We start from the raw sequence: 26,857 nt of genomic DNA on the forward strand, positions 1-26,857 counted from the left end.
GCGTAACTTATGGGAATGTTAAAAAATCGCCTCAATTAACACCAAAGGTGTAGGTCGGATAAGATGCGCAAGCATCGCATCCGACATTATTGCGGCACTGGAGTTTGGCAACAGTGCCGGATGCGGCGCAAGCGCCTTATTCGGCCTACGGTTGGGCATCGTTTGAGTCACTGTCGGTCGGATAAGATGCGCAAGTATCGCATCCGACATTATTGCGGCACTGGAGTTTGGCAACAGTGCCGGATGCGGCGCGAGCGCCTTATCCGGCCTACGGTTGGGCATCGTTTGAGTCACTGTAGGTCGGATAAGATGCGCAAGCATCGCATCCGACATTATTGCGGCACTGGAGTTTGACAACAGTGCCGGATGCGGCGCGAGCGCCTTATCCGGCCTACGTTTTAATGCCAGCAAAAATGGTGAATTACCTGGGTTATCAGTTCGCGGGTGGGCTTGATAAACCGTGTTTCCAGATATTCATCAGGCTGATGAGCCTGATTAATTGAGCCAGGCCCCAGAACCAGCGTCGGGCATAACGTTTGAATAAACGGCGCTTCGGTACAGTAGTTCACCACTTCGGTCTTTGCTCCGAGCAATTTCTCAACCACTTCAACCAGTTGATGATTCGGTGGGCATTCATAGCCAGGGATCGGCGGATGCAGCTCGTCGACCGTCAGACGACCCGGCCAGCGTTCGCTCACCGGAGCCAATGCATCGTTGAGCAAACCATTAAGTTCATTGAGTGTCATGCCAGGCAGCGGACGAATATCCATATGCAACTCACAGCAAGCGCAAATACGGTTAGAAGCGTCGCCACCGTGAATATGCCCGAGGTTGAGCGTAGGATATGGCACGGTAAACGCTTCGTAGTGATAACGTTCTTTCAGGTTATCGCGCAATTGCAAAATATGCCCGATGGCGTCGTGCATTAGTTCGATAGCGTTAACTCCGCGTGCTGGATCGCTGGAGTGCCCCGACTGGCCCTGAATACGGATGGCGTTAGAGATATGACCTTTATGTGCGCGTACCGGTTGTAGTGACGTCGGTTCGCCAATGATGGCGCAATCCGGGCGCAGGGCGGTAGTTTCGGCAAAATAACGCGCTCCGGCCATACTGGTTTCTTCATCAGCAGTCGCCAGAATGTAGAGCGGTTTTTTCAGTTTCGTGACGTCGACATCGCGTAGCGCATCAAGGATAAACGCAAAAAAGCCTTTCATGTCGGCGGTGCCTAAGCCGTAAAGCTTGCCGTCATGCTCCGTCAGTGTAAACGGATCGCGCGTCCAGCGACCGTCATCAAATGGCACCGTATCGGTATGCCCCGCCAGCAACAAGCCGCCAGCCCCCTGTCCGCAACTGGCCAGCATATTAAATTTGTTGCGAGTTCCTGGCACAGGCTGCACTTCCACATTGAAGCCTAAATCTTTAAACCAGTCCGCCAGCAGAGTGATTAAATCTGCATTGCTTTGATCGAGTGCCTCTTCCGTGGCGCTTATTGAAGGTGTGGCAATCAGAGCACGGTAAATCTCGATAAATGGCGGTAATTTGTTTTTCATTGTTGACACACCTCTGGTCATGATAGTATCAATATTCATGCAGTATTTATGAATAAAAATACACTAACGTTGAGCGTAATAAAACCCACCAGCCGTAAGGTGAATGTTTTACGTTTAACCTGGCAACCAGACATAAGAAGGTGAATAGCCCCGATGTTGAATACGCTGATTGTGGGTGCCAGCGGCTACGCTGGCGCAGAGCTAGTGACCTATGTAAATCGCCATCCGCATATGAACATAACCGCTTTGACTGTTTCAGCGCAAAGCAATGATGCGGGAAAGTTAATCTCCGATTTGCATCCGCAGCTAAAAGGCATCGTTGATCTGCCGTTGCAGCCGATGTCGGATATCAGCGAGTTTAGCCCAGGGGTGGACGTGGTGTTTCTCGCCACCGCCCATGAAGTTAGCCACGATTTAGCGCCGCAGTTTCTTGAAGCGGGCTGCGTGGTGTTCGACCTTTCCGGCGCGTTTCGTGTTAACGACGCCACCTTCTATGAAAAATATTACGGCTTTACCCATCAATACCCGGAACTGCTGGAACAGGCAGCCTACGGTCTGGCGGAGTGGTGCGGTAATAAATTAAAAGAAGCGAATTTGATTGCGGTGCCAGGCTGTTATCCGACGGCAGCACAGTTGGCGCTGAAACCGTTGATTGATGCCGATCTTCTTGACCTCAATCAGTGGCCGGTGATCAACGCCACCAGCGGCGTGAGCGGTGCAGGACGTAAGGCAGCGATTTCAAATAGTTTTTGTGAAGTTAGCCTGCAACCGTATGGCGTCTTTACTCATCGCCATCAACCAGAGATCGCCACACACCTCGGTGCTGACGTTATCTTCACCCCGCATCTGGGCAATTTCCCGCGCGGCATTCTCGAAACCATTACCTGCCGCCTGAAATCGGGTGTGACCCAGGCGCAAGTCGCGCAAGTGTTACAGCAGGCGTATGCCCATAAACCGCTGGTGCGGCTGTATGACAAAGGCGTTCCGGCGCTGAAAAATGTCGTTGGGCTGCCATTTTGCGATATCGGGTTTGCCGTTCAGGGCGAGCATTTGATTATTGTGGCGACCGAAGACAACTTACTGAAAGGCGCGGCGGCACAAGCGGTACAGTGCGCCAATATTCGTTTCGGCTATGCGGAAACGCAGTCTCTTATTTAAGGGTGCAATGATGAATCCATTAATTATCAAACTGGGCGGCGTACTGCTGGATAGTGAAGAGGCGCTGGAACGTCTGTTTAGCGCACTGGTGAATTATCGTGAGTCACATCAGCGTCCGCTGGTGATTGTCCACGGCGGCGGTTGCGTGGTGGATGAGCTGATGAAAGGGCTGAATCTGCCGGTGAAAAAGAAAAACGGCCTGCGGGTGACGCCTGCGGATCAGATAGACATTATCACCGGAGCACTGGCGGGAACGGCAAATAAAACCCTGTTGGCATGGGCGAAGAAACATCAGATTGCGGCCGTAGGTTTGTTTCTCGGTGACGGCGACAGTGTCAAAGTGACCCAGCTTGATGAAGAGTTAGGTCATGTTGGACTGGCGCAGCCAGGTTCGCCTAAGCTTATCAACTCCTTGCTGGAGAACGGTTATCTGCCGGTGGTCAGCTCCATTGGCGTAACAGACGAAGGGCAACTGATGAACGTCAATGCCGACCAGGCGGCAACGGCGCTGGCGGCAACGCTGGGCGCGGATCTGATTTTGCTCTCCGACGTCAGTGGCATTCTCGACGGCAAAGGGCAACGCATTGCCGAAATGACCGCCGCGAAAGCAGAACAACTGATTGAGCAGGGCATTATTACTGACGGCATGATAGTGAAAGTGAACGCGGCGCTGGATGCTGCGCGCACGTTGGGCCGTCCGGTAGATATCGCCTCCTGGCGTCATGCGGAGCAGCTTCCGGCACTGTTTAACGGTATGCCGATGGGTACGCGGATTTTAGCTTAAGTTTTGTTGGCCGGAGGCGTAGCTTTCCGGCATTGAATTTCAAAATAAGGAAACAGAGTTATGGCACTTTGGGGCGGGCGTTTTACCCAGGCAGCAGATCAACGGTTCAAACAATTCAACGACTCACTGCGCTTTGATTACCGTCTGGCGGAGCAGGATATTGTTGGCTCTGTGGCCTGGTCCAAAGCCCTGGTAACGGTCGGCGTGTTAACCGCAGAAGAGCAGGCGCAACTGGAAGAGGCGCTGAACGTGCTGCTGGAAGATGTTCGCGCCAGGCCACAACAAATCCTTGAAAGCGACGCCGAAGATATCCATAGCTGGGTGGAAGGCAAACTGATCGACAAAGTGGGCCAGTTAGGCAAAAAGCTGCATACCGGGCGTAGTCGTAATGATCAGGTAGCGACTGACCTGAAACTGTGGTGCAAAGATACCGTTAGTGAGTTACTGACGGCTAACCGGCAGCTGCAATCGGCGCTGGTGGAAACCGCACAAAACAATCAGGACGCGGTGATGCCGGGTTACACCCACATGCAACGTGCTCAACCGGTGACGTTCGCACACTGGTGCCTGGCTTACGTGGAGATGCTGGCGCGTGATGAAAGCCGCTTGCAGGATGCGCTTAAGCGTCTGGATGTCAGTCCGTTAGGCTGTGGCGCGCTGGCGGGAACGGCTTATGAAATCGACCGTGAACAGTTAGCTGGCTGGCTGGGCTTTGCTTCAGCGACCCGTAACAGTCTCGACAGCGTTTCTGACCGTGACCACGTGCTGGAACTGCTTTCTGCTGCCGCTATCGGCATGGTGCATCTGTCGCGTTTTGCTGAAGATCTGATTTTCTTTAACACCGGCGAAGCGGGGTTTGTGGAGCTTTCTGACCGCGTGACTTCCGGTTCATCATTAATGCCGCAGAAGAAAAACCCGGATGCGCTGGAGCTGATTCGCGGTAAATGCGGTCGGGTGCAGGGTGCGTTAACCGGCATGATGATGACGCTGAAAGGTTTGCCGCTGGCTTACAACAAAGATATGCAGGAAGACAAAGAAGGTCTGTTTGACGCGCTCGATACCTGGCTGGACTGCCTGCATATGGCGGCGCTGGTGCTGGACGGCATTCAGGTGAAACGTCCACGTTGCCAGGAAGCGGCTCAGCAGGGTTACGCCAACGCCACCGAACTGGCGGATTACCTGGTGGCGAAAGGCGTACCTTTCCGCGAGGCGCACCATATTGTTGGTGAAGCGGTGGTGGAAGCCATTCGTCAGGGCAAACCGCTGGAAGAACTGCCGCTCGACGAGTTGCAGAAATTCAGCCCGGTGATTGGCGAAGATGTCTATCCGATTTTGTCGCTGCAATCGTGCCTCGACAAGCGTGCGGCAAAAGGCGGCGTCTCACTGCAGCAGGTGGCGCAGGCGATTGCTTTTGCAAGGGCGCGGTTGGGGTAAGAACATTTATATGTACAAATTTGAGCCTGGCTTATCGCCGGGCTTTTTTATGGCAAAAAAAAGCGGATCCTGGAGATCCGCAAAAGTTCACGTTGGCTTTAGTTATTCGAGTTGAGAAACTCTCGAAACGGGCAGTGACTTCAAGGGTTAAAAGAGGTGCCGCTCCGTTTCTGTGAGCAATTATCAGTCAGAATGCTTGATAGGGATAATCGTTCATTGCTATTCTACCTATCGCCATGAACTATCGTGGCGATGGAGGATGGATAATGAATATTCGTGATCTTGAGTACCTGGTGGCATTGGCTGAACACCGCCATTTTCGGCGTGCGGCAGATTCCTGCCACGTTAGCCAGCCGACGCTTAGCGGGCAAATTCGTAAGCTGGAAGATGAGCTGGGCGTGATGTTGCTGGAGCGGACCAGCCGTAAAGTGTTGTTCACCCAGGCGGGAATGCTGCTGGTGGATCAGGCGCGTACCGTGCTGCGTGAGGTGAAAGTCCTTAAAGAGATGGCAAGCCAGCAGGGCGAGACGATGTCCGGACCGCTGCATATTGGTTTGATTCCCACGGTTGGACCGTACCTGCTACCGCATATTATCCCGATGCTGCACCAGACCTTTCCAAAGCTGGAAATGTATCTGCATGAAGCACAGACCCACCAGTTACTGGCGCAACTGGACAGCGGCAAACTCGATTGCGTGATCCTCGCGCTGGTGAAAGAGAGCGAAGCATTCATTGAAGTGCCGTTGTTTGATGAGCCAATGTTGCTGGCTATCTATGAAGACCACCCGTGGGCGAACCGCGAATGCGTACCGATGGCCGATCTGGCTGGGGAAAAACTGCTGATGCTGGAAGATGGTCACTGTTTGCGCGATCAGGCAATGGGTTTCTGTTTTGAAGCCGGGGCGGATGAAGATACACACTTCCGCGCGACCAGCCTGGAAACTCTGCGCAACATGGTGGCGGCAGGTAGCGGGATCACTTTACTGCCTGCGCTGGCTGTGCCGCCGGAGCGCAAACGCGATGGGGTTGTTTATCTGCCGTGTATTAAGCCGGAACCTCGCCGCACTATTGGCCTGGTTTATCGTCCTGGCTCACCGCTGCGCAGCCGCTATGAGCAGCTGGCAGAGGCCATCCGCGCAAGAATGGATGGCCATTTCGATAAAGTGTTAAAACAGGCGGTTTAAACCGTTTAACGCAGCTACCCGATAGGCTTCCGCCATCGTCGGGTAGTTAAAGGTGGTGTTGACGAAGTACTCAATAGTGTTGCCGCCACCTTTCTGTTCCATAATCGCCTGACCGATATGAATAATTTCGGCAGCGCGCTCGCCAAAGCAGTGAATGCCCAGAATCTCTTTTGTTTCCCGATGGAACAAAATTTTCAGCGTGCCCACGTTCATGCCGACGATTTGTGCACGTGCCAGATGTTTGAACTGGGCGCGGCCCACTTCATATGGCACTTTCATCGCGGTCAGCTGCTGTTCGGTTTTGCCCACAGAGCTGATTTCCGGGATGGTGTAAATGCCGGTAGGGATATCTTCAATCAGATGTGCGGTGGCTTCACCTTTCACCAGCGCCTGCGCGGCAATGCGCCCCTGGTCATAGGCCGCCGACGCTAGGCTCGGATAACCAATCACGTCGCCCACCGCGTAAACGTGCGGCTGTGCGGTCTGATACATGCTGTTGACCTTCAGCTGTCCGCGACTGTCAGTTTCCAGCCCAATGTTCTGTAACGCCAGCGAATCAGTATTACCGGTGCGACCGTTGGCATAGAGCAGGCAGTCAGCTTTCAGTTTTTTACCCGACTTCAGATGCATGATCACACCGTCGTCACAGCCTTCGATCTTCTCGTACTCTTCGTTGTGGCGAATCACTACGCCACTGTTCCAGAAGTGATAGGAGAGAGAATCTGACATCTCTTGATCGAGAAATGCCAGCAGCCGATCGCGGGTGTTGATCAGATCCACTTTTACATCCATACCGCGGAAGATCGACGCATATTCACAGCCGATCACTCCAGCACCATAGATAAGTACATGGCGCGGTTCGTGGTGCATGCTAAGAATTGAGTCGCTGTCGTAAATGCGTGGATGGGTGAAATCAACATCTGTTGGATGATATGGACGAGAGCCGCAGGCAATAACAAATTTTTCAGCGGTTAGTGTTTCAACGCTGCCGTCCGGGCAATCCAGCGCCAACGTATGCTCGTCAACAAAGCGAGCGTTCCCCTGCAATATTTCACAGTGATTACGTTCGTAAAATCCCTGACGCATGCGCGTTTGTTGATTAATCACGTTATCGGCATGGTTAAGGATATCGGCAAAAGAAGAGCGGAGCAGTCGGGAATGGTCGCTGTATAGTGGGTTTTGATTGAATTCTATAATGCGGCTGACGGCGTGACGGAGAGCTTTCGACGGGATGGTGCCCCAGTGGGTGCAACCGCCGCCAACATTTTGATAACGCTCGATAACTGCGACGCGCGCACCTTGCTTAACCAGGCCCATTGCAGCGCCTTCGCCGCCGGGGCCGGAACCTATTACTATGGCATCGTAATCGTAGGAATGTGGCATGGTAGGGCTTACCTGTTCTTATACATAAAAGCAACAGAATGGTAACATTTTATCGCGGGTAAGCCAATTGATCCCCGTCATTAATCTGGCTATAGCGTGAGCGGCCTTTGCTTTGTCTGCCTCCTTCTTAACCCATTTATTCACTATTAATCGCTTTTTCTTATGGCTGATAGTTTTATCTTGCCGAAGCGTGCTTTTTTGTTATTGTCTTTATGAAATCTTCTTATAAAACAAACATATAAATATTTTATATTGATGAGTTATTTGTATTTATACCATCAATAAAATCCGTTAATTAGCCTGTTTATAAGTGAATAAAGGAATAGCCGATGATCGAACACTATATTCGAGGGTTTGAGGAAGAACTGCGTGAGATCCGCCATCAGATCCACGAAAACCCGGAGCTGGGATTACAAGAATTTAAAACCAGTGCTTTGGTTGCGGAAAAGCTGCGCCAGTGGGGCTATGAAGTAGAGCAAGGACTGGCGACGACGGGGATAGTGGCCACGTTAAAAGTGGGCGACGGAGAGAAAAGTATTGGCCTGCGGGCGGATATGGATGCGCTGCCAATTTATGAAAATAGTGGCAAGCCCTGGGCCAGTAAACATCCTGGTTTAATGCACGCCTGCGGGCATGACGGGCATACCACCATACTGCTGGGGGCCGCGCGTTATTTTGCCGAAACCCGCCGTTTTAATGGCACGTTACGTCTTATCTTCCAGCCTGCGGAAGAGATGATTAATGGCGGTGAGATCATGGTTAAAGAGGGGCTTTTTGATCATTTCCCCTGCGATGTCATTTTCGGCATGCATAACATGCCCGGTCTGCCGGTGGGTAAGTTTTATTTCCAGCCAGGGGCACTGATGGCGTCAATGGATCAGTTCCATATTACGGTTCGTGGTTGTGGCGGACACGGTGCGATCCCGCACAAAGCCATCGATCCGGTGCTGGTTGCCGCACATATCACCACCGCATTACAAAGCATTGTGTCGCGCAATGTCGATCCGCTGGAAGCGGCGGTAATTACCGTCGGCAGCATTGTTGCGGGTGAGGCGGCTAACGTCATTCCTGACAGTGCTGAGATGAAAATCAGCGTCCGCTCTCTTAGCCGCGATACCCGACAACTTCTTCTGACCCGTATTCCTGCTCTGGCACAAGCCCAGGCTGCCAGCTTTGGTGCTACGGCTGAGGTTACGCATGTTAACGGTACACCGGTATTAGTGAATGACGAGGAGATGGCGCGCTTCGCCTGGCAGGTGGCGTGTAAAACGTTTGGTGAAGAGCGGGCCGAGTTTGGCATCAAGCCTCTGATGGGCAGTGAAGATTTCTCTTTCATGCTGGAAGCCCAACCCAAAGGCGGTTTCCTGTTATTCGGTAATGGCGATGTCGGGGAAGGTTCCTGCATGGTGCATAACCCGGGTTACGACTTCAACGATGCAAGTCTGGTCCCGGCAAGCAGCTACTGGGGCGCACTGGTAGAAGCCTGGCTGCAATAAATAAAACAACACACAACAACACTTTTTGGCAAGGAACATGGAATGACGGCGATCGTAAATGAAACCGTGAGTGTGAAGAAAAAGCCCAGCGGCAGGCGGGTGATTTTTGCCTCGGCGTTTGGCAATGCGCTCGAATTTTTTGATTTTGGCGTTTACAACTTTTTTGTGGTCTATATCAGCACGCTATTTTTTCCGCCCAGTGCAGATAAAAACGTCGCGCTACTGCTGGCGTTTGCCACTTTCGGCGTGAGCTTTTTTATGCGCCCGCTCGGCGGCATTATTGTGGGGGCCTGGGCCGATCGTTTCGGACGCAAACCCGCGATGGTGTTCACCATTGCGCTGATGAGCCTCGGTACGCTGATGATCGGCATCGCGCCGACATATGCGACGGCGGGCTATTGGGGAACCGCGACGCTGGTACTTGCTCGTTTGATTCAGGGTGTTGCAGCAGGCGGTGAAGTTGGGGCTTCAATGTCGCTACTGGTGGAGTCAGCTCCGGCAAATCGTCGCGGCTTTTACAGCAGTTGGTCACTGGCGACTCAAGGCCTGGCAACAACTTTTGGAGGTGTTGTCGCTTTAGGTTTAAGTGCATGGCTGCCCTTTGCGACCGGTTCAGAAACCGTCATGGCTGAATGGGGCTGGCGTGTGCCGTTTTTTATTGGCGTGTTATTAGCGCCTGTCGGCTGTTGGTTGCGTTTGAGTCTGGAAAATGATGTTCCTGAGCCAGCACATAATAAGAAGGCCGCAGCCAGCGAAAGCGCCTTCTCCTTACTTATGCAACATAAAGCGACTATCGCTAACGGTATCTTGCTCGCTATTGGTAGTACAGTCGCAACTTATATCTCCCTCTTTTATTACGGTACATGGGCGGCGAAGTATTTAGGAATGAACCAAAACTATTCTCATGCAGCGATGTTACTGGCGGGCGTTATTACGTTTGTGGGTGCGCTGCTGGTGGGGATGTTGTGCGATTCGGTCGGGCGTAAAAAGCTGATTTTAATCTCCCGTGTGATGGTGCTGATCTGTAGCTGGCCGTCATTCTGGCTGTTGGTGAATTACCCAAGCCCTGGCATGTTGCTGACGGTGGTTTTCGTGATGGTCAGCTTTACCACGCTTGGCGGTGTGCCAGTGATGTTGTTGATCTCTGAACTGTTGCCGAAACGGATTCGGGCATTGGGTTTTGCGCTGGTTTATAGCATTGGTGTGGCAATCTTTGGCGGTTTTGCTCAATATTTCGCTACGCAATCCATCGTGTTGCTGGATAGTTTGACGGCTCCGGCGTGGTATCTGGGTGGAGGCACGTTGCTGTCGATGCTGGCGTTGTTGTACGTAAAAGAACCGGCCAAAGAATTGCAGTAAATATGTTTTATTGCGTTACCGTTCATTCACAATACTGGAGCAATCCAGTATGTTCATTCTCTGGTATAGTGCCAGCAGTACTTTTGGCAAGGATTCAGACATCGTGATGGGCGTAAGAGCGCAACAAAAAGAAAAAACCCGCCGTTCGCTGGTGGAAGCCGCATTTAGCCAATTAAGTGCTGAACGCAGCTTCGCCAGCCTGAGTTTGCGTGAAGTGGCGCGTGAAGCGGGCATTGCTCCCACCTCTTTTTATCGGCATTTCCGCGACGTAGACGAACTGGGTCTGACCATGGTTGATGAGAGCGGTTTAATGCTACGCCAACTCATGCGCCAGGCGCGTCAGCGTATCGCCAAAGGCGGGAGTGTGATCCGCACCTCGGTCTCCACATTTATGGAGTTCATCGGTAATAATCCTAACGCCTTCCGGTTATTATTGCGGGAACGCTCCGGCACCTCCGCTGCGTTTCGTGCCGCCGTTGCGCGTGAAATTCAGCACTTCATTGCGGAACTTGCGGACTATCTGGAACTCGAAAACCATATGCCGCGTGCGTTTACTGAAGCGCAAGCCGAAGCAATGGTGACAATTGTCTTCAGTGCGGGTGCCGAGGCGTTGGACGTCGGCGTCGAACAACGTCGGCAATTAGAAGAGCGACTGGTACTGCAACTGCGAATGATTTCGAAAGGGGCTTATTACTGGTATCGCCGTGAACAAGAGAAAACCGCAATTATTCCGGGAAATGTGAAGGACGAGTAATGAAACAAGCAAATCAAGATAGAGGTACGCTGCTGCTGGCGTTGGTTGCTGGCTTATCGATTAATGGTACTTTCGCAGCGCTGTTTAGCTCCATTGTGCCGTTTTCTGTATTCCCGATTATTTCCCTGGTGCTGACGGTTTACTGCCTGCATCAACGTTATCTTAATCGCACCATGCCGGTAGGCTTGCCGGGTCTGGCAGCTGCCTGTTTTATTCTCGGCGTACTGCTGTACAGCACGGTAGTTCGTGCGGAATATCCGGATATCGGCTCTAACTTCTTCCCGGCAGTACTCTCCGTCATTATGGTGTTCTGGATTGGCGCGAAGATGCGTAACCGTAAGCAGGAAGTTGCTGAGTAATCGGTATCATGCCGGATGCTGGCGCATCCGGCATGGGTTTTACTTCGCGGTCAGTAATACGCCGCACTCCATATGGTGCGTGTAGGGGAACTGATCAAACAGAGCCAGACGTTCGACCTTGTGCGTCTGGCTTAATGTTTCCAGATTCTTGCATAACGTTTCCGGATTGCAGGAGATATACAGAATACGTGGATACGCCTGCACCATTTTCTCGGTTTCACTGTCCAGACCGCTGCGCGGTGGGTCGACAAAAATGGTTTCGCACTGATAACTCTTTAAGTCGATCCCTTGCAGGCGGTTAAACTCGCGCACGCCATTCATCGCCTGAGTAAATTCTTCTGCCGCCATACGAATAATTTGTACGTTATCAATATGGTTAGCGGCAATATTGTATTGCGCGGCAGCGACTGACGGCTTGGCGATTTCGGTGGCTAATACCCGATCAAAATTGCGCGCCAGGGCTAATGAGAAGTTACCGTTGCCGCAGTACAGCTCCAGTAAATCGCCTTTTGAGCCTTTGGTTACGTCCAGCGCCCATTCCAGCATCTGAATATTCATCGCCGCGTTCGGCTGGGTAAAGCTGTTTTCTACCTGACGGTAGATCATCTCTTTCCCTGCGACCGGCAGACGTTCGTCGATGTAATCTTGATCCAGCGCGATTTTGGTTTTCGTTGCCCGACCAATCAGATGCACATTCAGATTCTGTGCTCGCAGTGCATCGCGCAGGGCTTCCGCTTCCTGACGCCACTCATCATCCAGCTTTTTATGGTACAGCAGGGAAACCACCGCCTGATTACTCAGCGTGGTGAGGTAGTCAATCTGGAACAGCTTGTGGCGCAGAACGGGATTATTACGCACACCCGCAATCATCGCCGTCATCAACTGGTTGATGAGTTCACTGGCGGCGGGGAAGCTATCCACGCGGATACGGCTTTTGGTTTGTTGATCGAAAATGATGTGATACAGGTCATCGCCATCATGCCAGATGCGGAACTCCGCACGCATCCGGTAATGACTGACCGGCGAGCGAAACACTTCCGGAACCAGGTCAGAAAACGGTGCCATCATACTTTGCAAACGTACCACTTTTTCGGCTAACTGCGCTTCATACTGTTCTGTTGGAAGGTGTTCGGGGGTCATGATGTATCCTGAAAAATTAAAGTACGCGGCGATTGTAGGGATTGCTCATCAGATGTCCAGATCTTGATGAATTCCTATTTGTGAGCTACGTCTGGACAGTAACTTGTTACAACCTGTAGCATCCACTTGCCGGTCCTGTGAGTTAATAGGGAATCCAGTGCGAATCTGGAGCTGACGCGCAGCGGTAAGGAAAGGTGCGATGATTGCGTTATGCGGACACTGCCATTCGGTGGGAAGTCATCATCTCTTAGTATCTTAGATACCCCTCCAAGCCCGAAGACCTGCCGGCCAACGTCGCATCTGGTTCTCATCATCGCGTAATATTGATGAAACCTGCGGCATCCTTCTTCTATTGTGGATGCTTTACAATGATTAAAAAAGCTTCGCTGCTGACGGCGTGTTCTGTCACAGCCTTTTCTGCTTGGGCACAGGATACCAGCCCGGATACTCTCGTTGTTACTGCTAACCGTTTTCAGCAGCCAGTAAATACTGTCCTTGCACCTACTGATATTGTTACCCGTGAGGATATTCAACGCTGGCAGTCGAAAGACCTCAACGATGTTATGAGTCATCTCCCCGGTGTAAATATCTCTCAAACTGGTGGAATGGGGACGAGTTCTTCTCTTTATGTTCGTGGCACTGAATCGCGCCATGTTTTAGTGTTGATTGACGGTGTGCCGATGGCTCGTGCCGGTATCGACAATGCAATTGATATTAGCCAGTTCCCGGTATCACTTGTACAGCGTGTTGAATATATTCGTGGGCCGCGTTCTGCCGTTTATGGTTCTGGTGCCATCGGAGGTGTGGTGAACATTATTACAATGAGTAATGATGAGAAAGCTCAGATCAACGCAGGAATGGGTACAAATGGTTATCAAGCCTATGATGGGGTAATAAATAAACGTTTTGGCGATACGATGGTAACAGCAGCAGGTGCTTACCAGACGACTAAAGGTTTTAACATTCAGCCTGGCTCACCATACAGTGGTGATAGCGATCGCGATGGATATCGCAACAAACTTTTCTGGGGGGGGCTGCAGCATAAGTTTAACGATAACTTCTCGGGGTTCTTCCGTGGTTACAGCTACACAGCTAATAATGATTACGACCAGGGCTCGATGTATGGTTCTGCTACTGGCAACGAAGAAGCTCAGAATTACAACCAGTCCTGGGATACTGGCCTACGCTATAACTCCGGCATCTATTCGTCTCAGTTAATTGCTAACTATCAACGACTCAAGAATTATAACTACACAAATAATCTTGGTCGTTATGCGGGAGATGCCACCCTGGATGACATGGAACAGCGTTATATTCAGTGGGGTAATAGCATTGAGGTAGGGCATGGTGCAATTAGCGGCGGGATCGATTGGAAACAGGAAAAACTGACGTCCAGCAGCATTACAAAATCAGATGATTACGAACGCGATACCACCGGGTTATACCTGACTGGACAGCAACAGATTTCCAATGTGACTTTGGAAGCTTCTGGCCGAGAAGATCATGATGAACAGTTTGGCTGGCATGGTACCTGGCAGACAGCTGCTGGCTGGGAGTTTATTGATGGCTACCAGGCAACACTTTCTTACGGTACCAGTTTTCTTTCGCCTTCTCTTGGACAGCAATACGGGGCTGCTCGCTTTGCTTCAATTTATGGTCCTGGTATTGCAGCCAACCCAAATTTGAAGCCAGAAGAATCTAAACAGTGGGAGATTGGAATTGAGGGGGTAACTGGGACTCTGGATTGGCGGCTCTCAGGATATCGTTATGAAATTCAGAACCTGATTGATTATAAAAGCATAAATAATGTCAACCAGTACATTAATGTGAAATCAGCCACGATTAAAGGGCTGGAATGGACGGGAAATATTACAACCGGTCCTGTTGAACATCGCTTGACGTTACAATATGTTGACCCGCGCGATGATGAAACAGATAAAGTGCTGTACCGTCGGGCAAAACAGCAGGTTAAGTACGAGTTGACTGGACAAGCTTATGGTTTCGAATGGGACGTTTCTTACCAATATATAGGTCAACGATACGACAACGCTTATGACGAGACCTCTGGCTCATCACATACAGTTAAATTAGGCGGTGTGAGCTTGTGGGATCTTGCGGTTGCATATCCGGTCACCTCTCACCTGACAGTTCGTGGTAAAATAGCCGACCTGTTCGACAAAGATTATGAGACAGTCTATGGCTACCAAACTGCAGGACGGGAATACACCTTGTCTGGCAGCTACACCTTCTGAACCACGTCCCACCGTGCTGGTGTTTGACTCCGGCGTCGGTGGGTTGTCGGTCTATGACGAGATCCGGCATCTCTTACCGGATCTCCATTACATTTATGCTTTCGATAACGTCGCTTTCCCGTATGGCGAAAAAAGCGAAGCGTTTATTGTTGAGCGAGTGGTGGCAATTGTCACCGCGGTGCAAGAACGTTATCCCCTTGCGCTGGCTGTGGTCGCTTGCAACACCGCCAGTACCGTTTCACTTCCTGCATTACGCGAAAAGTTCGACTTCCCGGTTGTTGGTGTCGTGCCGGCGATTAAACCTGCTGCACGCCTGACGGCAAATGGCATTGTCGGATTACTGGCAACCCGCGGAACAGTTAAACGTTCTTATACTCATGAGCTGATCGCGCGTTTCGCTAATGAATGCCAGATAGAAATGCTGGGCTCGGCAGAGATGGTTGAGTTGGCTGAAGCGAAGCTGCATGGCGAAGATGTTTCTCTGGATGCACTAAAACGTATCCTACGCCCGTGGTTAAGAATGAAAGAGCCGCCAGATACCGTTGTATTGGGTTGCACCCATTTCCCTCTACTACAAGAAGAACTGTTACAAGTGCTGCCAGAGGGAACCCGGCTGGTGGATTCTGGCGCAGCGATTGCTCGCCGAACGGCCTGGTTGTTAGAACATGAAGCCCCGGATGCAAAATCTGCCGATGCGAATATTGCCTTTTGTATGGCAATGACGCCAGAAGCTGAACAATTATTGCCCGTCTTACAGCGTTACGGCTTCGAAACGCTCGAAAAACTGGCAGTTTTAGGCTGATTTGGTTGAATGTTGCGCGGTCGGAAAATTATTTTAAATTTCCTCTTGTCAGGCCGGAATAACTCCCTATAATGCGCCACCACTGACACGGAACAACGGCAAACACGCCGCCGGGTCAGCGGGGTTCTCCTGAGAATTCCGGCAGAGAAAGCAAAAATAAATGCTTGACTCTGTAGCGGGAAAGCGTATCATGCACACCCCGCGCCGCTGAGAAAAAGCGAAGCGGCACTGCTCTTTAACAATTTATCAGACAATCTGTGTGGGCACTCGAAGATACGGATTCTTAACGTCGCAAGACGAAAAATGAATACCAAGTCTCAAGAGTGAACACGTAATTCATTACGAAGTTTAATTCTTTGAGCATCAAACTTTTAAATTGAAGAGTTTGATCATGGCTCAGATTGAACGCTGGCGGCAGGCCTAACACATGCAAGTCGAACGGTAACAGGAAACAGCTTGCTGTTTCGCTGACGAGTGGCGGACGGGTGAGTAATGTCTGGGAAACTGCCTGATGGAGGGGGATAACTACTGGAAACGGTAGCTAATACCGCATAACGTCGCAAGACCAAAGAGGGGGACCTTCGGGCCTCTTGCCATCGGATGTGCCCAGATGGGATTAGCTAGTAGGTGGGGTAACGGCTCACCTAGGCGACGATCCCTAGCTGGTCTGAGAGGATGACCAGCCACACTGGAACTGAGACACGGTCCAGACTCCTACGGGAGGCAGCAGTGGGGAATATTGCACAATGGGCGCAAGCCTGATGCAGCCATGCCGCGTGTATGAAGAAGGCCTTCGGGTTGTAAAGTACTTTCAGCGGGGAGGAAGGGAGTAAAGTTAATACCTTTGCTCATTGACGTTACCCGCAGAAGAAGCACCGGCTAACTCCGTGCCAGCAGCCGCGGTAATACGGAGGGTGCAAGCGTTAATCGGAATTACTGGGCGTAAAGCGCACGCAGGCGGTTTGTTAAGTCAGATGTGAAATCCCCGGGCTCAACCTGGGAACTGCATCTGATACTGGCAAGCTTGAGTCTCGTAGAGGGGGGTAGAATTCCAGGTGTAGCGGTGAAATGCGTAGAGATCTGGAGGAATACCGGTGGCGAAGGCGGCCCCCTGGACGAAGACTGACGCTCAGGTGCGAAAGCGTGGGGAGCAAACAGGATTAGATACCCTGGTAGTCCACGCCGTAAACGATGTCGACTTGGAGGTTGTGCCCTTGAGGCGTGGCTTCCGGAGCTAACGCGTTAAGTCGACCGCCTGGGGAGTACGGCCGCAAGGTTAAAACTCAAATGAATTGACGGGGGCCCGCACAAGCGGTGGAGCATGTGGTTTAATTCGATGCAACGCGAAGAACCTTACCTGGTCTTGACATCCACAGAACTTTCCAGAGATGGATTGGTGCCTTCGGGAACTGTGAGACAGGTGCTGCATGGCTGTCGTCAGCTCGTGTTGTGAAATGTTGGGTTAAGTCCCGCAACGAGCGCAACCCTTATCCTTTGTTGCCAGCGGTCCGGCCGGGAACTCAAAGGAGACTGCCAGTGATAAACTGGAGGAAGGTGGGGATGACGTCAAGTCATCATGGCCCTTACGACCAGGGCTACACACGTGCTACAATGGCGCATACAAAGAGAAGCGACCTCGCGAGAGCAAGCGGACCTCATAAAGTGCGTCGTAGTCCGGATTGGAGTCTGCAACTCGACTCCATGAAGTCGGAATCGCTAGTAATCGTGGATCAGAATGCCACGGTGAATACGTTCCCGGGCCTTGTACACACCGCCCGTCACACCATGGGAGTGGGTTGCAAAAGAAGTAGGTAGCTTAACCTTCGGGAGGGCGCTTACCACTTTGTGATTCATGACTGGGGTGAAGTCGTAACAAGGTAACCGTAGGGGAACCTGCGGTTGGATCACCTCCTTACCTTAAAGAAGCGTACTTTGCAGTGCTCACACAGATTGTCTGATAGAAAGTGAAAAGCAAGGCGTCTTGCGAAGCAGACTGATACGTCCCCTTCGTCTAGAGGCCCAGGACACCGCCCTTTCACGGCGGTAACAGGGGTTCGAATCCCCTAGGGGACGCCACTTGCTGGTTTGTGAGTGAAAGTCACCTGCCTTAATATCTCAAAACTCATCTTCGGGTGATGTTTGAGATATTTGCTCTTTAAAAATCTGGATCAAGCTGAAAATTGAAACACTGAACAACGAGAGTTGTTCGTGAGTCTCTCAAATTTTCGCAACACGATGATGAATCGCAAGAAACATCTTCGGGTTGTGAGGTTAAGCGACTAAGCGTACACGGTGGATGCCCTGGCAGTCAGAGGCGATGAAGGACGTGCTAATCTGCGATAAGCGTCGGTAAGGTGATATGAACCGTTATAACCGGCGATTTCCGAATGGGGAAACCCAGTGTGTTTCGACACACTATCATTAACTGAATCCATAGGTTAATGAGGCGAACCGGGGGAACTGAAACATCTAAGTACCCCGAGGAAAAGAAATCAACCGAGATTCCCCCAGTAGCGGCGAGCGAACGGGGAGGAGCCCAGAGCCTGAATCAGTGTGTGTGTTAGTGGAAGCGTCTGGAAAGGCGCGCGATACAGGGTGACAGCCCCGTACACAAAAATGCACATACTGTGAGCTCGATGAGTAGGGCGGGACACGTGGTATCCTGTCTGAATATGGGGGGACCATCCTCCAAGGCTAAATACTCCTGACTGACCGATAGTGAACCAGTACCGTGAGGGAAAGGCGAAAAGAACCCCGGCGAGGGGAGTGAAAAAGAACCTGAAACCGTGTACGTACAAGCAGTGGGAGCCTCTTTTATGGGGTGACTGCGTACCTTTTGTATAATGGGTCAGCGACTTATATTCTGTAGCAAGGTTAACCGAATAGGGGAGCCGAAGGGAAACCGAGTCTTAACTGGGCGTTAAGTTGCAGGGTATAGACCCGAAACCCGGTGATCTAGCCATGGGCAGGTTGAAGGTTGGGTAACACTAACTGGAGGACCGAACCGACTAATGTTGAAAAATTAGCGGATGACTTGTGGCTGGGGGTGAAAGGCCAATCAAACCGGGAGATAGCTGGTTCTCCCCGAAAGCTATTTAGGTAGCGCCTCGTGAATTCATCTCCGGGGGTAGAGCACTGTTTCGGCAAGGGGGTCATCCCGACTTACCAACCCGATGCAAACTGCGAATACCGGAGAATGTTATCACGGGAGACACACGGCGGGTGCTAACGTCCGTCGTGAAGAGGGAAACAACCCAGACCGCCAGCTAAGGTCCCAAAGTCATGGTTAAGTGGGAAACGATGTGGGAAGGCCCAGACAGCCAGGATGTTGGCTTAGAAGCAGCCATCATTTAAAGAAAGCGTAATAGCTCACTGGTCGAGTCGGCCTGCGCGGAAGATGTAACGGGGCTAAACCATGCACCGAAGCTGCGGCAGCGACACTATGTGTTGTTGGGTAGGGGAGCGTTCTGTAAGCCTGTGAAGGTGTACTGTGAGGTATGCTGGAGGTATCAGAAGTGCGAATGCTGACATAAGTAACGATAAAGCGGGTGAAAAGCCCGCTCGCCGGAAGACCAAGGGTTCCTGTCCAACGTTAATCGGGGCAGGGTGAGTCGACCCCTAAGGCGAGGCCGAAAGGCGTAGTCGATGGGAAACAGGTTAATATTCCTGTACTTGGTGTTACTGCGAAGGGGGGACGGAGAAGGCTATGTTGGCCGGGCGACGGTTGTCCCGGTTTAAGCGTGTAGGCTGGTTTTCCAGGCAAATCCGGAAAATCAAGGCTGAGGCGTGATGACGAGGCACTACGGTGCTGAAGCAACAAATGCCCTGCTTCCAGGAAAAGCCTCTAAGCATCAGGTAACATCAAATCGTACCCCAAACCGACACAGGTGGTCAGGTAGAGAATACCAAGGCGCTTGAGAGAACTCGGGTGAAGGAACTAGGCAAAATGGTGCCGTAACTTCGGGAGAAGGCACGCTGATATGTAGGTGAAGTCCCTCGCGGATGGAGCTGAAATCAGTCGAAGATACCAGCTGGCTGCAACTGTTTATTAAAAACACAGCACTGTGCAAACACGAAAGTGGACGTATACGGTGTGACGCCTGCCCGGTGCCGGAAGGTTAATTGATGGGGTCAGCGCAAGCGAAGCTCTTGATCGAAGCCCCGGTAAACGGCGGCCGTAACTATAACGGTCCTAAGGTAGCGAAATTCCTTGTCGGGTAAGTTCCGACCTGCACGAATGGCGTAATGATGGCCAGGCTGTCTCCACCCGAGACTCAGTGAAATTGAACTCGCTGTGAAGATGCAGTGTACCCGCGGCAAGACGGAAAGACCCCGTGAACCTTTACTATAGCTTGACACTGAACATTGAGCCTTGATGTGTAGGATAGGTGGGAGGCTTAGAAGTGTGGACGCCAGTCTGCATGGAGCCGACCTTGAAATACCACCCTTTAATGTTTGATGTTCTAACGTTGACCCGTGATCCGGGTTGCGGACAGTGTCTGGTGGGTAGTTTGACTGGGGCGGTCTCCTCCTAAAGAGTAACGGAGGAGCACGAAGGTTGGCTAATCCTGGTCGGACATCAGGAGGTTAGTGCAATGGCATAAGCCAGCTTGACTGCGAGCGTGACGGCGCGAGCAGGTGCGAAAGCAGGTCATAGTGATCCGGTGGTTCTGAATGGAAGGGCCATCGCTCAACGGATAAAAGGTACTCCGGGGATAACAGGCTGATACCGCCCAAGAGTTCATATCGACGGCGGTGTTTGGCACCTCGATGTCGGCTCATCACATCCTGGGGCTGAAGTAGGTCCCAAGGGTATGGCTGTTCGCCATTTAAAGTGGTACGCGAGCTGGGTTTAGAACGTCGTGAGACAGTTCGGTCCCTATCTGCCGTGGGCGCTGGAGAACTGAGGGGGGCTGCTCCTAGTACGAGAGGACCGGAGTGGACGCATCACTGGTGTTCGGGTTGTCATGCCAATGGCACTGCCCGGTAGCTAAATGCGGAAGAGATAAGTGCTGAAAGCATCTAAGCACGAAACTTGCCCCGAGATGAGTTCTCCCTGACCCTTTAAGGGTCCTGAAGGAACGTTGAAGACGACGACGTTGATAGGCCGGGTGTGTAAGCGCAGCGATGCGTTGAGCTAACCGGTACTAATGAACCGTGAGGCTTAACCTTACAACGCCGAAGATGTTTTGGCGGATGAGAGAAGATTTTCGGCCTGATACAGATTAAATCAGAACGCAGAAGCGGTCTGATGAAACAGAATTTGCCTGGCGGCCGTAGCGCGGTGGTCCCACCTGACCCCATGCCGAACTCAGAAGTGAAACGCCGTAGCGCCGATGGTAGTGTGGGGTCTCCCCATGCGAGAGTAGGGAACTGCCAGGCATCAAATAAAGCGAAAGGCCATCCGTCAGGATGGCCTTTTTGCGTTTCTACAAACTCTCCCTGTCGTCATAACTACAAGCCATCCCCCCACAGATACGGTAAACTAGCCTCGTTTTTGCATCAGGAAAGCAGCTATGAACCACTCCTTAAAATCCTGGAACACATTTGGCATTGATCATAATGCTCAGCACATTGTATGTGCCGAAGACGAACAACAACTACTCAATGCCTGGCAGCATGCAACCGCAGAAGGGCAACCCGTTCTTATTCTGGGAGAAGGAAGTAATGTACTTTTTCTGGAAGACTATCGCGGCACGGTGATCATCAACCGGATCAAAGGTATCGAAATTCATGATGAACCTGATGCGTGGTATTTACATGTAGGAGCCGGAGAAAACTGGCATCGCCTGGTAAAATACACTTTGCAGGAAGGTATGCCTGGTCTGGAAAATCTGGCATTAATTCCTGGTTGTGTCGGCTCATCACCTATCCAGAATATTGGTGCTTATGGCGTAGAATTACAGCGAGTTTGCGCTTATGTTGATTGTGTTGAACTGGCGACAGGCAAGCAAGTGCGCTTAACTGCCAAAGAGTGCCGTTTTGGCTATCGCGACAGTATTTTTAAACATGAATACCAGGACCGCTTCGCCATTGTAGCCGTAGGTCTGCGTCTGCCAAAAGAGTGGCAACCTGTACTAACGTATGGTGACTTAACTCGTCTGGATCCTACAACAGTAACGCCACAGCAAGTATTTGATGCGGTGTGTCATATGCGCACCACCAAACTCCCTGATCCAAAAGTGAATGGCAATGCCGGTAGTTTCTTCAAAAACCCTGTTGTATCTGCCGAAACGGCTAAAGCATTACTGTCACAATTTCCAACAGCACCAAATTACCCCCAGGCGGATGGTTCAGTAAAACTGGCAGCAGGTTGGCTTATCGATCAGTGCCAGCTAAAAGGGATGCAAATGGGTGGGGCTGCGGTGCACCGTCAACAGGCGTTAGTTCTCATTAATGAAGACAATGCAAAAAGTGAAGATGTGGTGCAACTGGCACACCATGTAAGACAAAAAGTGGGTGAAAAATTTAATGTCTGGCTTGAGCCTGAAGTCCGTTTTATTGGTGCATCAGGTGAAGTGAGCGCAGTGGAGACAATTTCATGAAGGATAACACCGTGCCACTGAAATTGATTGCCCTGTTAGCGAACGGTGAATTTCACTCTGGCGAGCAGTTGGGTGAAACGCTGGGAATGAGCCGGGCGGCTATTAATAAACACATTCAGACACTGCGTGACTGGGGCGTTGATGTCTTTACCGTTCCGGGTAAAGGATACAGCCTGCCTGAGCCCATCCAGTTACTTAATGCTGAACAGATATTGGGTCAGCTGGATGGCGGTAGTGTAGCCGTGCTGCCAGTTATTGACTCCACGAATCAGTACCTTCTTGATCGTATCGGAGAGCTTAAATCGGGCGATGCCTGCGTTGCAGAATACCAGCAGGCTGGCCGTGGTCGCCGGGGGCGGAAATGGTTTTCGCCTTTTGGCGCAAACTTATATTTGTCGATGTTCTGGCGTCTGGAACAAGGCCCGGCGGCGGCGATTGGTTTAAGTCTGGTTATCGGTATCGTGATGGCGGAAGTATTACGCAAGCTGGGAGCAGATAAAGTTCGTGTCAAATGGCCTAATGACCTCTATCTGCAGGATCGCAAGCTGGCAGGCATTCTTGTGGAGCTGACTGGCAAAACCGGCGATGCGGCGCAAATAGTCATTGGAGCCGGGATCAACATGGCAATGCGTCGTGTTGAAGAGAGTGTCGTTAATCAGGGGTGGATCACGCTGCAGGAAGCGGGGATCAATCTCGATCGTAATACGTTGGCGGCCATGCTAATACGTGAATTACGCGCGGCGCTGGAACTCTTCGAACAAGAAGGATTGGCACCTTATCTTTCGCGCTGGGAAAAGCTGGATAATTTTATTAATCGCCCAGTGAAACTTATCATTGGTGATAAAGAAATATTTGGCATTTCACGCGGAATAGACAAACAAGGCGCTTTATTGCTTGAGCAGGACGGAATAATAAAACCCTGGATGGGCGGTGAAATATCCCTGCGTAGTGCAGAAAAATAAGAAAGGGGAGCATTAGCTCCCCTGAAAATTATTTGCGTAGTCTGACCTCTTCTACCGCATGATTAGCACTTTTCGTCAGGATTAAACTGGCGCGCTCGCGAGTAGGTAGAATATTTTGCTTTAAGTTCAGCCAGTTGATCTCTTTCCACAATGTCATGGCAGTCTTAATAGCTTCTTCTTTAGTTAATTTCGCGTAGTTATGAAAATAGGAATCCGGGTCTGTAAAAGCCCCTTCTCGGAATTTCAGAAAACGGTTGATATACCACGTCTGAAGTAAGTCTTCCGGTGCATCAACATATATCGAAAAATCGACAAAATCAGAAACAAATACATGATGTGGATCGTGTGGATAATCCATCCCGCTCTGTAAGACATTTAATCCTTCAAGAATTAAAATATCAGGCTGAACAACAGTTTTATCTCCATCCGGGATCACATCATAAATAAGATGCGAGTAAACAGGGGCTGTAACGTTTGGCACGCCGGACTTGAGATCGGAAACAAACTTGACCAGGCGATGCATATCATACGATTCCGGAAAGCCTTTCTTCTTCATCAGACCACGTTCTTTCAGAACCTGATTAGGGTGAAGGAAGCCATCTGTAGTGATCAGTTCAACACGACGATGTTCCGGCCAACGGCTTAATAGCGCCTGCAATACACGGGCGGTTGTACTTTTCCCCACCGCGACACTACCAGCAATACTGATAATGTAAGGAATGCGTTGCCCGTTGGTACCAAGAAACTGTTCCAGAACTGCCTGACGGCGCAGATTCGAGCTTATATAGAAGTTCAGCAAACGTGACAGAGGTAAATAGATCTCGGCAACTTCTTCTAACGAGAGATCTTCATTAATACCTTTGAGACGGGCGATCTCATCTTCCGATAACGTCATAGGTACGGAATCACGCAGAGCTGCCCACTGGTTGCGGTCAAACTGTAGGTAAGGCGTCATTAACGTTTGCTCTTTTATACTCATAAGCATGTTTCTGGCGGTCATAGCTCTATCGGCAAAGCGATATTTGCCATGGCGCGTCACAGTTCTGTTGAATGGGTTAATGGGCAGGAGGGTAACACCAGATGGGGAGGAATAATAAGAAAAAATCTCTCCCAGGAAGCTATCGTTGAAAAGCAATGTGACAGATATTCCATCTGATAAAAAGAATTATGGTTTAGCAGGAGCGCATTGTTGAGCACAATGATGTTGAAAAAGTGTGCTAATCTGCCCTCCATTCGGCTGTTTCTTCATCGTGTCGCATAAAATGTGACCAATAAAACAAATTATGCAATTTTTTAGTTGCATGAACTCGCATGTCTCCATAGAATGCGCGCTACTTGATGCCGACTTAGCTCAGTAGGTAGAGCAACTGACTTGTAATCAGTAGGTCACCAGTTCGATTCCGGTAGTCGGCACCATCAAGTCCGGTGGGGTTCCCGAGCGGCCAAAGGGAGCAGACTGTAAATCTGCCGTCACAGACTTCGAAGGTTCGAATCCTTCCCCCACCACCAATTTCGGCCACGCGATGGCGTAGCCCGAGACGATAAGTTCGCTTACCGGCTCGAATAAAGAGAGCTTCTCTCGATATTCAGTGCAGAATGAAAATCAGGTAGCCGAGTTCCAGGATGCGGGCATCGTATAATGGCTATTACCTCAGCCTTCCAAGCTGATGATGCGGGTTCGATTCCCGCTGCCCGCTCCAAGATGTGCTGATATAGCTCAGTTGGTAGAGCGCACCCTTGGTAAGGGTGAGGTCGGCAGTTCGAATCTGCCTATCAGCACCACTTCTTTTCTCCTCCCTGTTTTTTCCTTCTGTTTATTGCATTCAACAAGTCGGGCATGTTGCCTGGTTGATGTGGTGATATCACCGATTTATCCGTGTCTTAGAGGGACAATCGATGTCTAAAGAAAAGTTTGAACGTACAAAACCGCACGTTAACGTCGGTACTATCGGCCACGTTGACCATGGTAAAACAACGCTGACCGCTGCAATCACTACCGTACTGGCTAAAACCTACGGCGGTGCTGCTCGCGCATTCGACCAGATCGATAACGCGCCGGAAGAAAAAGCTCGTGGTATCACCATCAACACTTCTCACGTTGAATACGACACCCCGACCCGTCACTACGCACACGTAGACTGCCCGGGGCACGCCGACTATGTTAAAAACATGATCACCGGTGCTGCTCAGATGGACGGCGCGATCCTGGTAGTTGCTGCGACTGACGGCCCGATGCCGCAGACTCGTGAGCACATCCTGCTGGGTCGTCAGGTAGGCGTTCCGTACATCATCGTGTTCCTGAACAAATGCGACATGGTTGATGACGAAGAGCTGCTGGAACTGGTTGAAATGGAAGTTCGTGAACTTCTGTCTCAGTACGACTTCCCGGGCGACGACACTCCGATCGTTCGTGGTTCTGCTCTGAAAGCGCTGGAAGGCGACGCAGAGTGGGAAGCGAAAATCCTGGAACTGGCTGGCTTCCTGGATTCTTATATCCCGGAACCAGAGCGTGCGATTGACAAGCCGTTCCTGCTGCCGATCGAAGACGTATTCTCCATCTCCGGTCGTGGTACCGTTGTTACCGGTCGTGTAGAACGCGGTATCATCAAAGTTGGTGAAGAAGTTGAAATCGTTGGTATCAAAGAGACTCAGAAGTCTACCTGTACTGGCGTTGAAATGTTCCGCAAACTGCTGGACGAAGGCCGTGCTGGTGAGAACGTAGGTGTTCTGCTGCGTGGTATCAAACGTGAAGAAATCGAACGTGGTCAGGTACTGGCTAAGCCGGGCACCATCAAGCCGCACACCAAGTTCGAATCTGAAGTGTACATTCTGTCCAAAGATGAAGGCGGCCGTCATACTCCGTTCTTCAAAGGCTACCGTCCGCAGTTCTACTTCCGTACTACTGACGTGACTGGTACCATCGAACTGCCGGAAGGCGTAGAGATGGTAATGCCGGGCGACAACATCAAAATGGTTGTTACCCTGATCCACCCGATCGCGATGGACGACGGTCTGCGTTTCGCAATCCGTGAAGGCGGCCGTACCGTTGGCGCGGGCGTTGTAGCAAAAGTTCTGAGCTAATTGCCGATAACATTTGACGCAATGCGCACTAAAAGGGCATCATTTGATGCCCTTTTTGCACGCTTTCGTACCAGAACCTGGCTCATCAGTGATTTTCTTTGTCATAATCATTGCTGAGACAGGCTCTGTTGAGGGCGTATAATCCGAAAAGCTAATACGCGTTTCGATTTGGTTTGCCTCGCGATCGCGGGGTGAAAATGTTTGTAGAATACTTCTGACAGGTTGGTTTATGAGTGCGAATACCGAAGCTCAAGGAAGCGGGCGCGGCCTGGAAGCGATGAAGTGGGTCGTTGTGGTGGCATTGCTCCTGGTGGCGATTGTCGGCAACTACCTTTATCGCGACATTATGCTGCCGCTGCGTGCGCTGGCCGTAGTAATTCTGATTGCTGCAGCGGGTGGTGTCGCGCTGTTAACGACAAAAGGTAAAGCTACCGTTGCTTTTGCCCGTGAAGCGCGTACCGAAGTCCGTAAGGTCATTTGGCCGACTCGCCAGGAAACATTGCACACCACGCTGATTGTGGCTGCGGTTACCGCAGTAATGTCACTGATCCTGTGGGGACTGGATGGTATTCTGGTTCGCCTGGTATCCTTTATCACTGGCCTGAGGTTCTGAG

At 51.1% G+C, this 26,857-nt stretch carries 18 protein-coding genes, 5 tRNA genes, 3 rRNA genes and 1 riboswitch; of the genes, 22 read left to right on the top strand and 4 right to left on the bottom strand.

The features are described from left to right. Positions 1-398: 398 nt before the first annotated feature. Entirely contained in the window at positions 399-1,550 is a 1,152-nt protein-coding gene (argE, locus tag HUZ68_RS00405) for an acetylornithine deacetylase (RefSeq protein ID WP_001295506.1), read from the bottom strand. Between the two features lie 153 nt (positions 1,551-1,703). On the opposite strand from argE, the gene argC reads away from it, so the two are divergent. From argC to oxyR, 4 genes are all read left to right on the top strand, one after another. After that, complete coding sequence (gene argC, locus HUZ68_RS00410; RefSeq protein ID WP_000935370.1) at positions 1,704-2,708, top strand: N-acetyl-gamma-glutamyl-phosphate reductase; 1,005 nt, start codon at positions 1,704-1,706, stop codon at positions 2,706-2,708. Positions 2,709-2,715: 7 nt separating this feature from the next. Further along, the gene (argB, locus tag HUZ68_RS00415; protein ID WP_001302318.1) at positions 2,716-3,492 is read left to right on the top strand and encodes an acetylglutamate kinase; all 777 of its coding nucleotides are present in this window, start codon (positions 2,716-2,718) and stop codon (positions 3,490-3,492) included. 60 nt (positions 3,493-3,552) lie between these two features. Further along, complete coding sequence (argH, locus tag HUZ68_RS00420) at positions 3,553-4,926, top strand: argininosuccinate lyase (RefSeq protein WP_033814942.1); 1,374 nt, start codon at positions 3,553-3,555, stop codon at positions 4,924-4,926. Positions 4,927-5,192: 266 nt separating this feature from the next. Then, positions 5,193-6,110 (top strand): DNA-binding transcriptional regulator OxyR, encoded by a 918-nt coding sequence (oxyR, locus tag HUZ68_RS00425; RefSeq protein WP_001025939.1) that lies wholly within the window; start codon positions 5,193-5,195, stop codon positions 6,108-6,110. Here the strand turns inward: oxyR and sthA are convergent. Next, positions 6,093-7,493, bottom strand: a complete 1,401-nt coding sequence (gene sthA / locus HUZ68_RS00430) for a Si-specific NAD(P)(+) transhydrogenase (RefSeq protein WP_001120810.1) — start codon at positions 7,491-7,493, stop codon at positions 6,093-6,095. The genes oxyR and sthA overlap by 18 nt on opposite strands. Before the next feature lie 329 nt (positions 7,494-7,822). On the opposite strand from sthA, the gene HUZ68_RS00435 reads away from it, so the two are divergent. The 4 genes from HUZ68_RS00435 (at position 7,823) to HUZ68_RS00450 (ending at position 11,461) form a co-directional block, all read left to right on the top strand. Next, complete coding sequence (locus HUZ68_RS00435; RefSeq protein WP_000569561.1) at positions 7,823-8,989, top strand: M20 aminoacylase family protein; 1,167 nt, start codon at positions 7,823-7,825, stop codon at positions 8,987-8,989. 42 nt (positions 8,990-9,031) lie between these two features. After that, positions 9,032-10,348 (top strand): citrate-proton symporter, encoded by a 1,317-nt coding sequence (locus HUZ68_RS00440; protein WP_033814941.1) that lies wholly within the window; start codon positions 9,032-9,034, stop codon positions 10,346-10,348. A gap of 103 nt (positions 10,349-10,451) precedes the next feature. Next, complete coding sequence (fabR, locus tag HUZ68_RS00445) at positions 10,452-11,102, top strand: HTH-type transcriptional repressor FabR (protein ID WP_001309117.1); 651 nt, start codon at positions 10,452-10,454, stop codon at positions 11,100-11,102. Then, entirely contained in the window at positions 11,102-11,461 is a 360-nt protein-coding gene (locus HUZ68_RS00450; protein WP_000806411.1) for a YijD family membrane protein, read from the top strand. The genes fabR and HUZ68_RS00450 overlap by 1 nt, the downstream gene beginning before the upstream one ends. Before the next feature lie 39 nt (positions 11,462-11,500). Here HUZ68_RS00450 and trmA read toward each other — a convergent pair whose 3' ends face one another. Continuing rightward, positions 11,501-12,601 carry a tRNA (uridine(54)-C5)-methyltransferase TrmA gene (gene trmA, locus HUZ68_RS00455; protein ID WP_000187008.1) on the bottom strand — a complete coding sequence of 367 codons (1,101 nt, stop codon included), beginning with the start codon at positions 12,599-12,601 and terminating at the stop codon, positions 11,501-11,503. Between the two features lie 113 nt (positions 12,602-12,714). After that, a riboswitch (cobalamin riboswitch) is annotated at positions 12,715-12,904 on the top strand. Positions 12,905-12,969: 65 nt separating this feature from the next. Here trmA and btuB point away from each other — a divergent pair. The 8 genes from btuB (at position 12,970) to birA (ending at position 23,162) form a co-directional block, all read left to right on the top strand. Then, positions 12,970-14,853 carry a TonB-dependent vitamin B12 receptor BtuB gene (gene btuB, locus HUZ68_RS00460; protein ID WP_239594006.1) on the top strand — a complete coding sequence of 628 codons (1,884 nt, stop codon included), beginning with the start codon at positions 12,970-12,972 and terminating at the stop codon, positions 14,851-14,853. Further along, positions 14,798-15,655 (top strand): glutamate racemase, encoded by an 858-nt coding sequence (gene murI, locus HUZ68_RS00465; protein WP_000201819.1) that lies wholly within the window; start codon positions 14,798-14,800, stop codon positions 15,653-15,655. Before btuB ends, murI begins: the two co-directional genes overlap by 56 nt. Before the next feature lie 373 nt (positions 15,656-16,028). Beyond that, positions 16,029-17,570, top strand: a 16S ribosomal RNA gene (locus HUZ68_RS00470). An 85-nt stretch (positions 17,571-17,655) separates the two neighbouring features. After that, positions 17,656-17,731: transfer RNA gene (locus HUZ68_RS00475), tRNA-Glu, on the top strand. Between the two features lie 193 nt (positions 17,732-17,924). Then, positions 17,925-20,827: ribosomal RNA gene (locus tag HUZ68_RS00480) — 23S ribosomal RNA — on the top strand. A 94-nt stretch (positions 20,828-20,921) separates the two neighbouring features. Next, positions 20,922-21,037 (top strand): 5S ribosomal RNA (gene rrf, locus HUZ68_RS00485). The 16S, 23S and 5S rRNA genes sit together here with 1 tRNA gene alongside, the layout of an rRNA operon. Positions 21,038-21,171: 134 nt before the next feature. After that, positions 21,172-22,200 carry a UDP-N-acetylmuramate dehydrogenase gene (gene murB, locus HUZ68_RS00490; RefSeq protein WP_033814885.1) on the top strand — a complete coding sequence of 343 codons (1,029 nt, stop codon included), beginning with the start codon at positions 21,172-21,174 and terminating at the stop codon, positions 22,198-22,200. Next, positions 22,197-23,162: a bifunctional biotin--[acetyl-CoA-carboxylase] ligase/biotin operon repressor BirA gene (birA, locus tag HUZ68_RS00495; protein WP_000654614.1), complete on the top strand. Its 966-nt coding sequence runs from the start codon at positions 22,197-22,199 to the stop codon at positions 23,160-23,162. The genes murB and birA overlap by 4 nt, the downstream gene beginning before the upstream one ends. Positions 23,163-23,190: 28 nt before the next feature. Here the strand turns inward: birA and coaA are convergent, their stop codons facing one another. Then, positions 23,191-24,141: a type I pantothenate kinase gene (coaA, locus tag HUZ68_RS00500; RefSeq protein WP_000023081.1), complete on the bottom strand. Its 951-nt coding sequence runs from the start codon at positions 24,139-24,141 to the stop codon at positions 23,191-23,193. 361 nt (positions 24,142-24,502) lie between these two features. Between coaA and HUZ68_RS00505 the strand changes: the two genes are divergently transcribed. The 6 genes from HUZ68_RS00505 (at position 24,503) to secE (ending at position 26,856) form a co-directional block, all read left to right on the top strand. Then, positions 24,503-24,578, top strand: a tRNA-Thr gene (locus HUZ68_RS00505). 8 nt (positions 24,579-24,586) lie between these two features. Further along, positions 24,587-24,671 (top strand) — tRNA-Tyr (locus HUZ68_RS00510). 116 nt (positions 24,672-24,787) lie between these two features. Continuing rightward, positions 24,788-24,862: transfer RNA gene (locus tag HUZ68_RS00515), tRNA-Gly, on the top strand. A 6-nt stretch (positions 24,863-24,868) separates the two neighbouring features. Continuing rightward, positions 24,869-24,944 (top strand) — tRNA-Thr (locus tag HUZ68_RS00520). Positions 24,945-25,058: 114 nt separating this feature from the next. After that, on the top strand, positions 25,059-26,243 hold the full coding sequence (gene tuf / locus HUZ68_RS00525; RefSeq protein WP_000031784.1) for an elongation factor Tu: 1,185 nt from the start codon (positions 25,059-25,061) through the stop codon (positions 26,241-26,243). A 229-nt stretch (positions 26,244-26,472) separates the two neighbouring features. Next, positions 26,473-26,856, top strand: a complete 384-nt coding sequence (secE, locus tag HUZ68_RS00530) for a preprotein translocase subunit SecE (protein ID WP_001275702.1) — start codon at positions 26,473-26,475, stop codon at positions 26,854-26,856. The last annotated feature ends 1 nt before the right edge of the window (position 26,857 follow it).

Origin of the sequence: Shigella dysenteriae (assembly GCF_022354085.1) — a bacterium.
GTDB classification, from domain to species: Bacteria; Pseudomonadota; Gammaproteobacteria; order Enterobacterales; family Enterobacteriaceae; genus Escherichia; species Escherichia coli.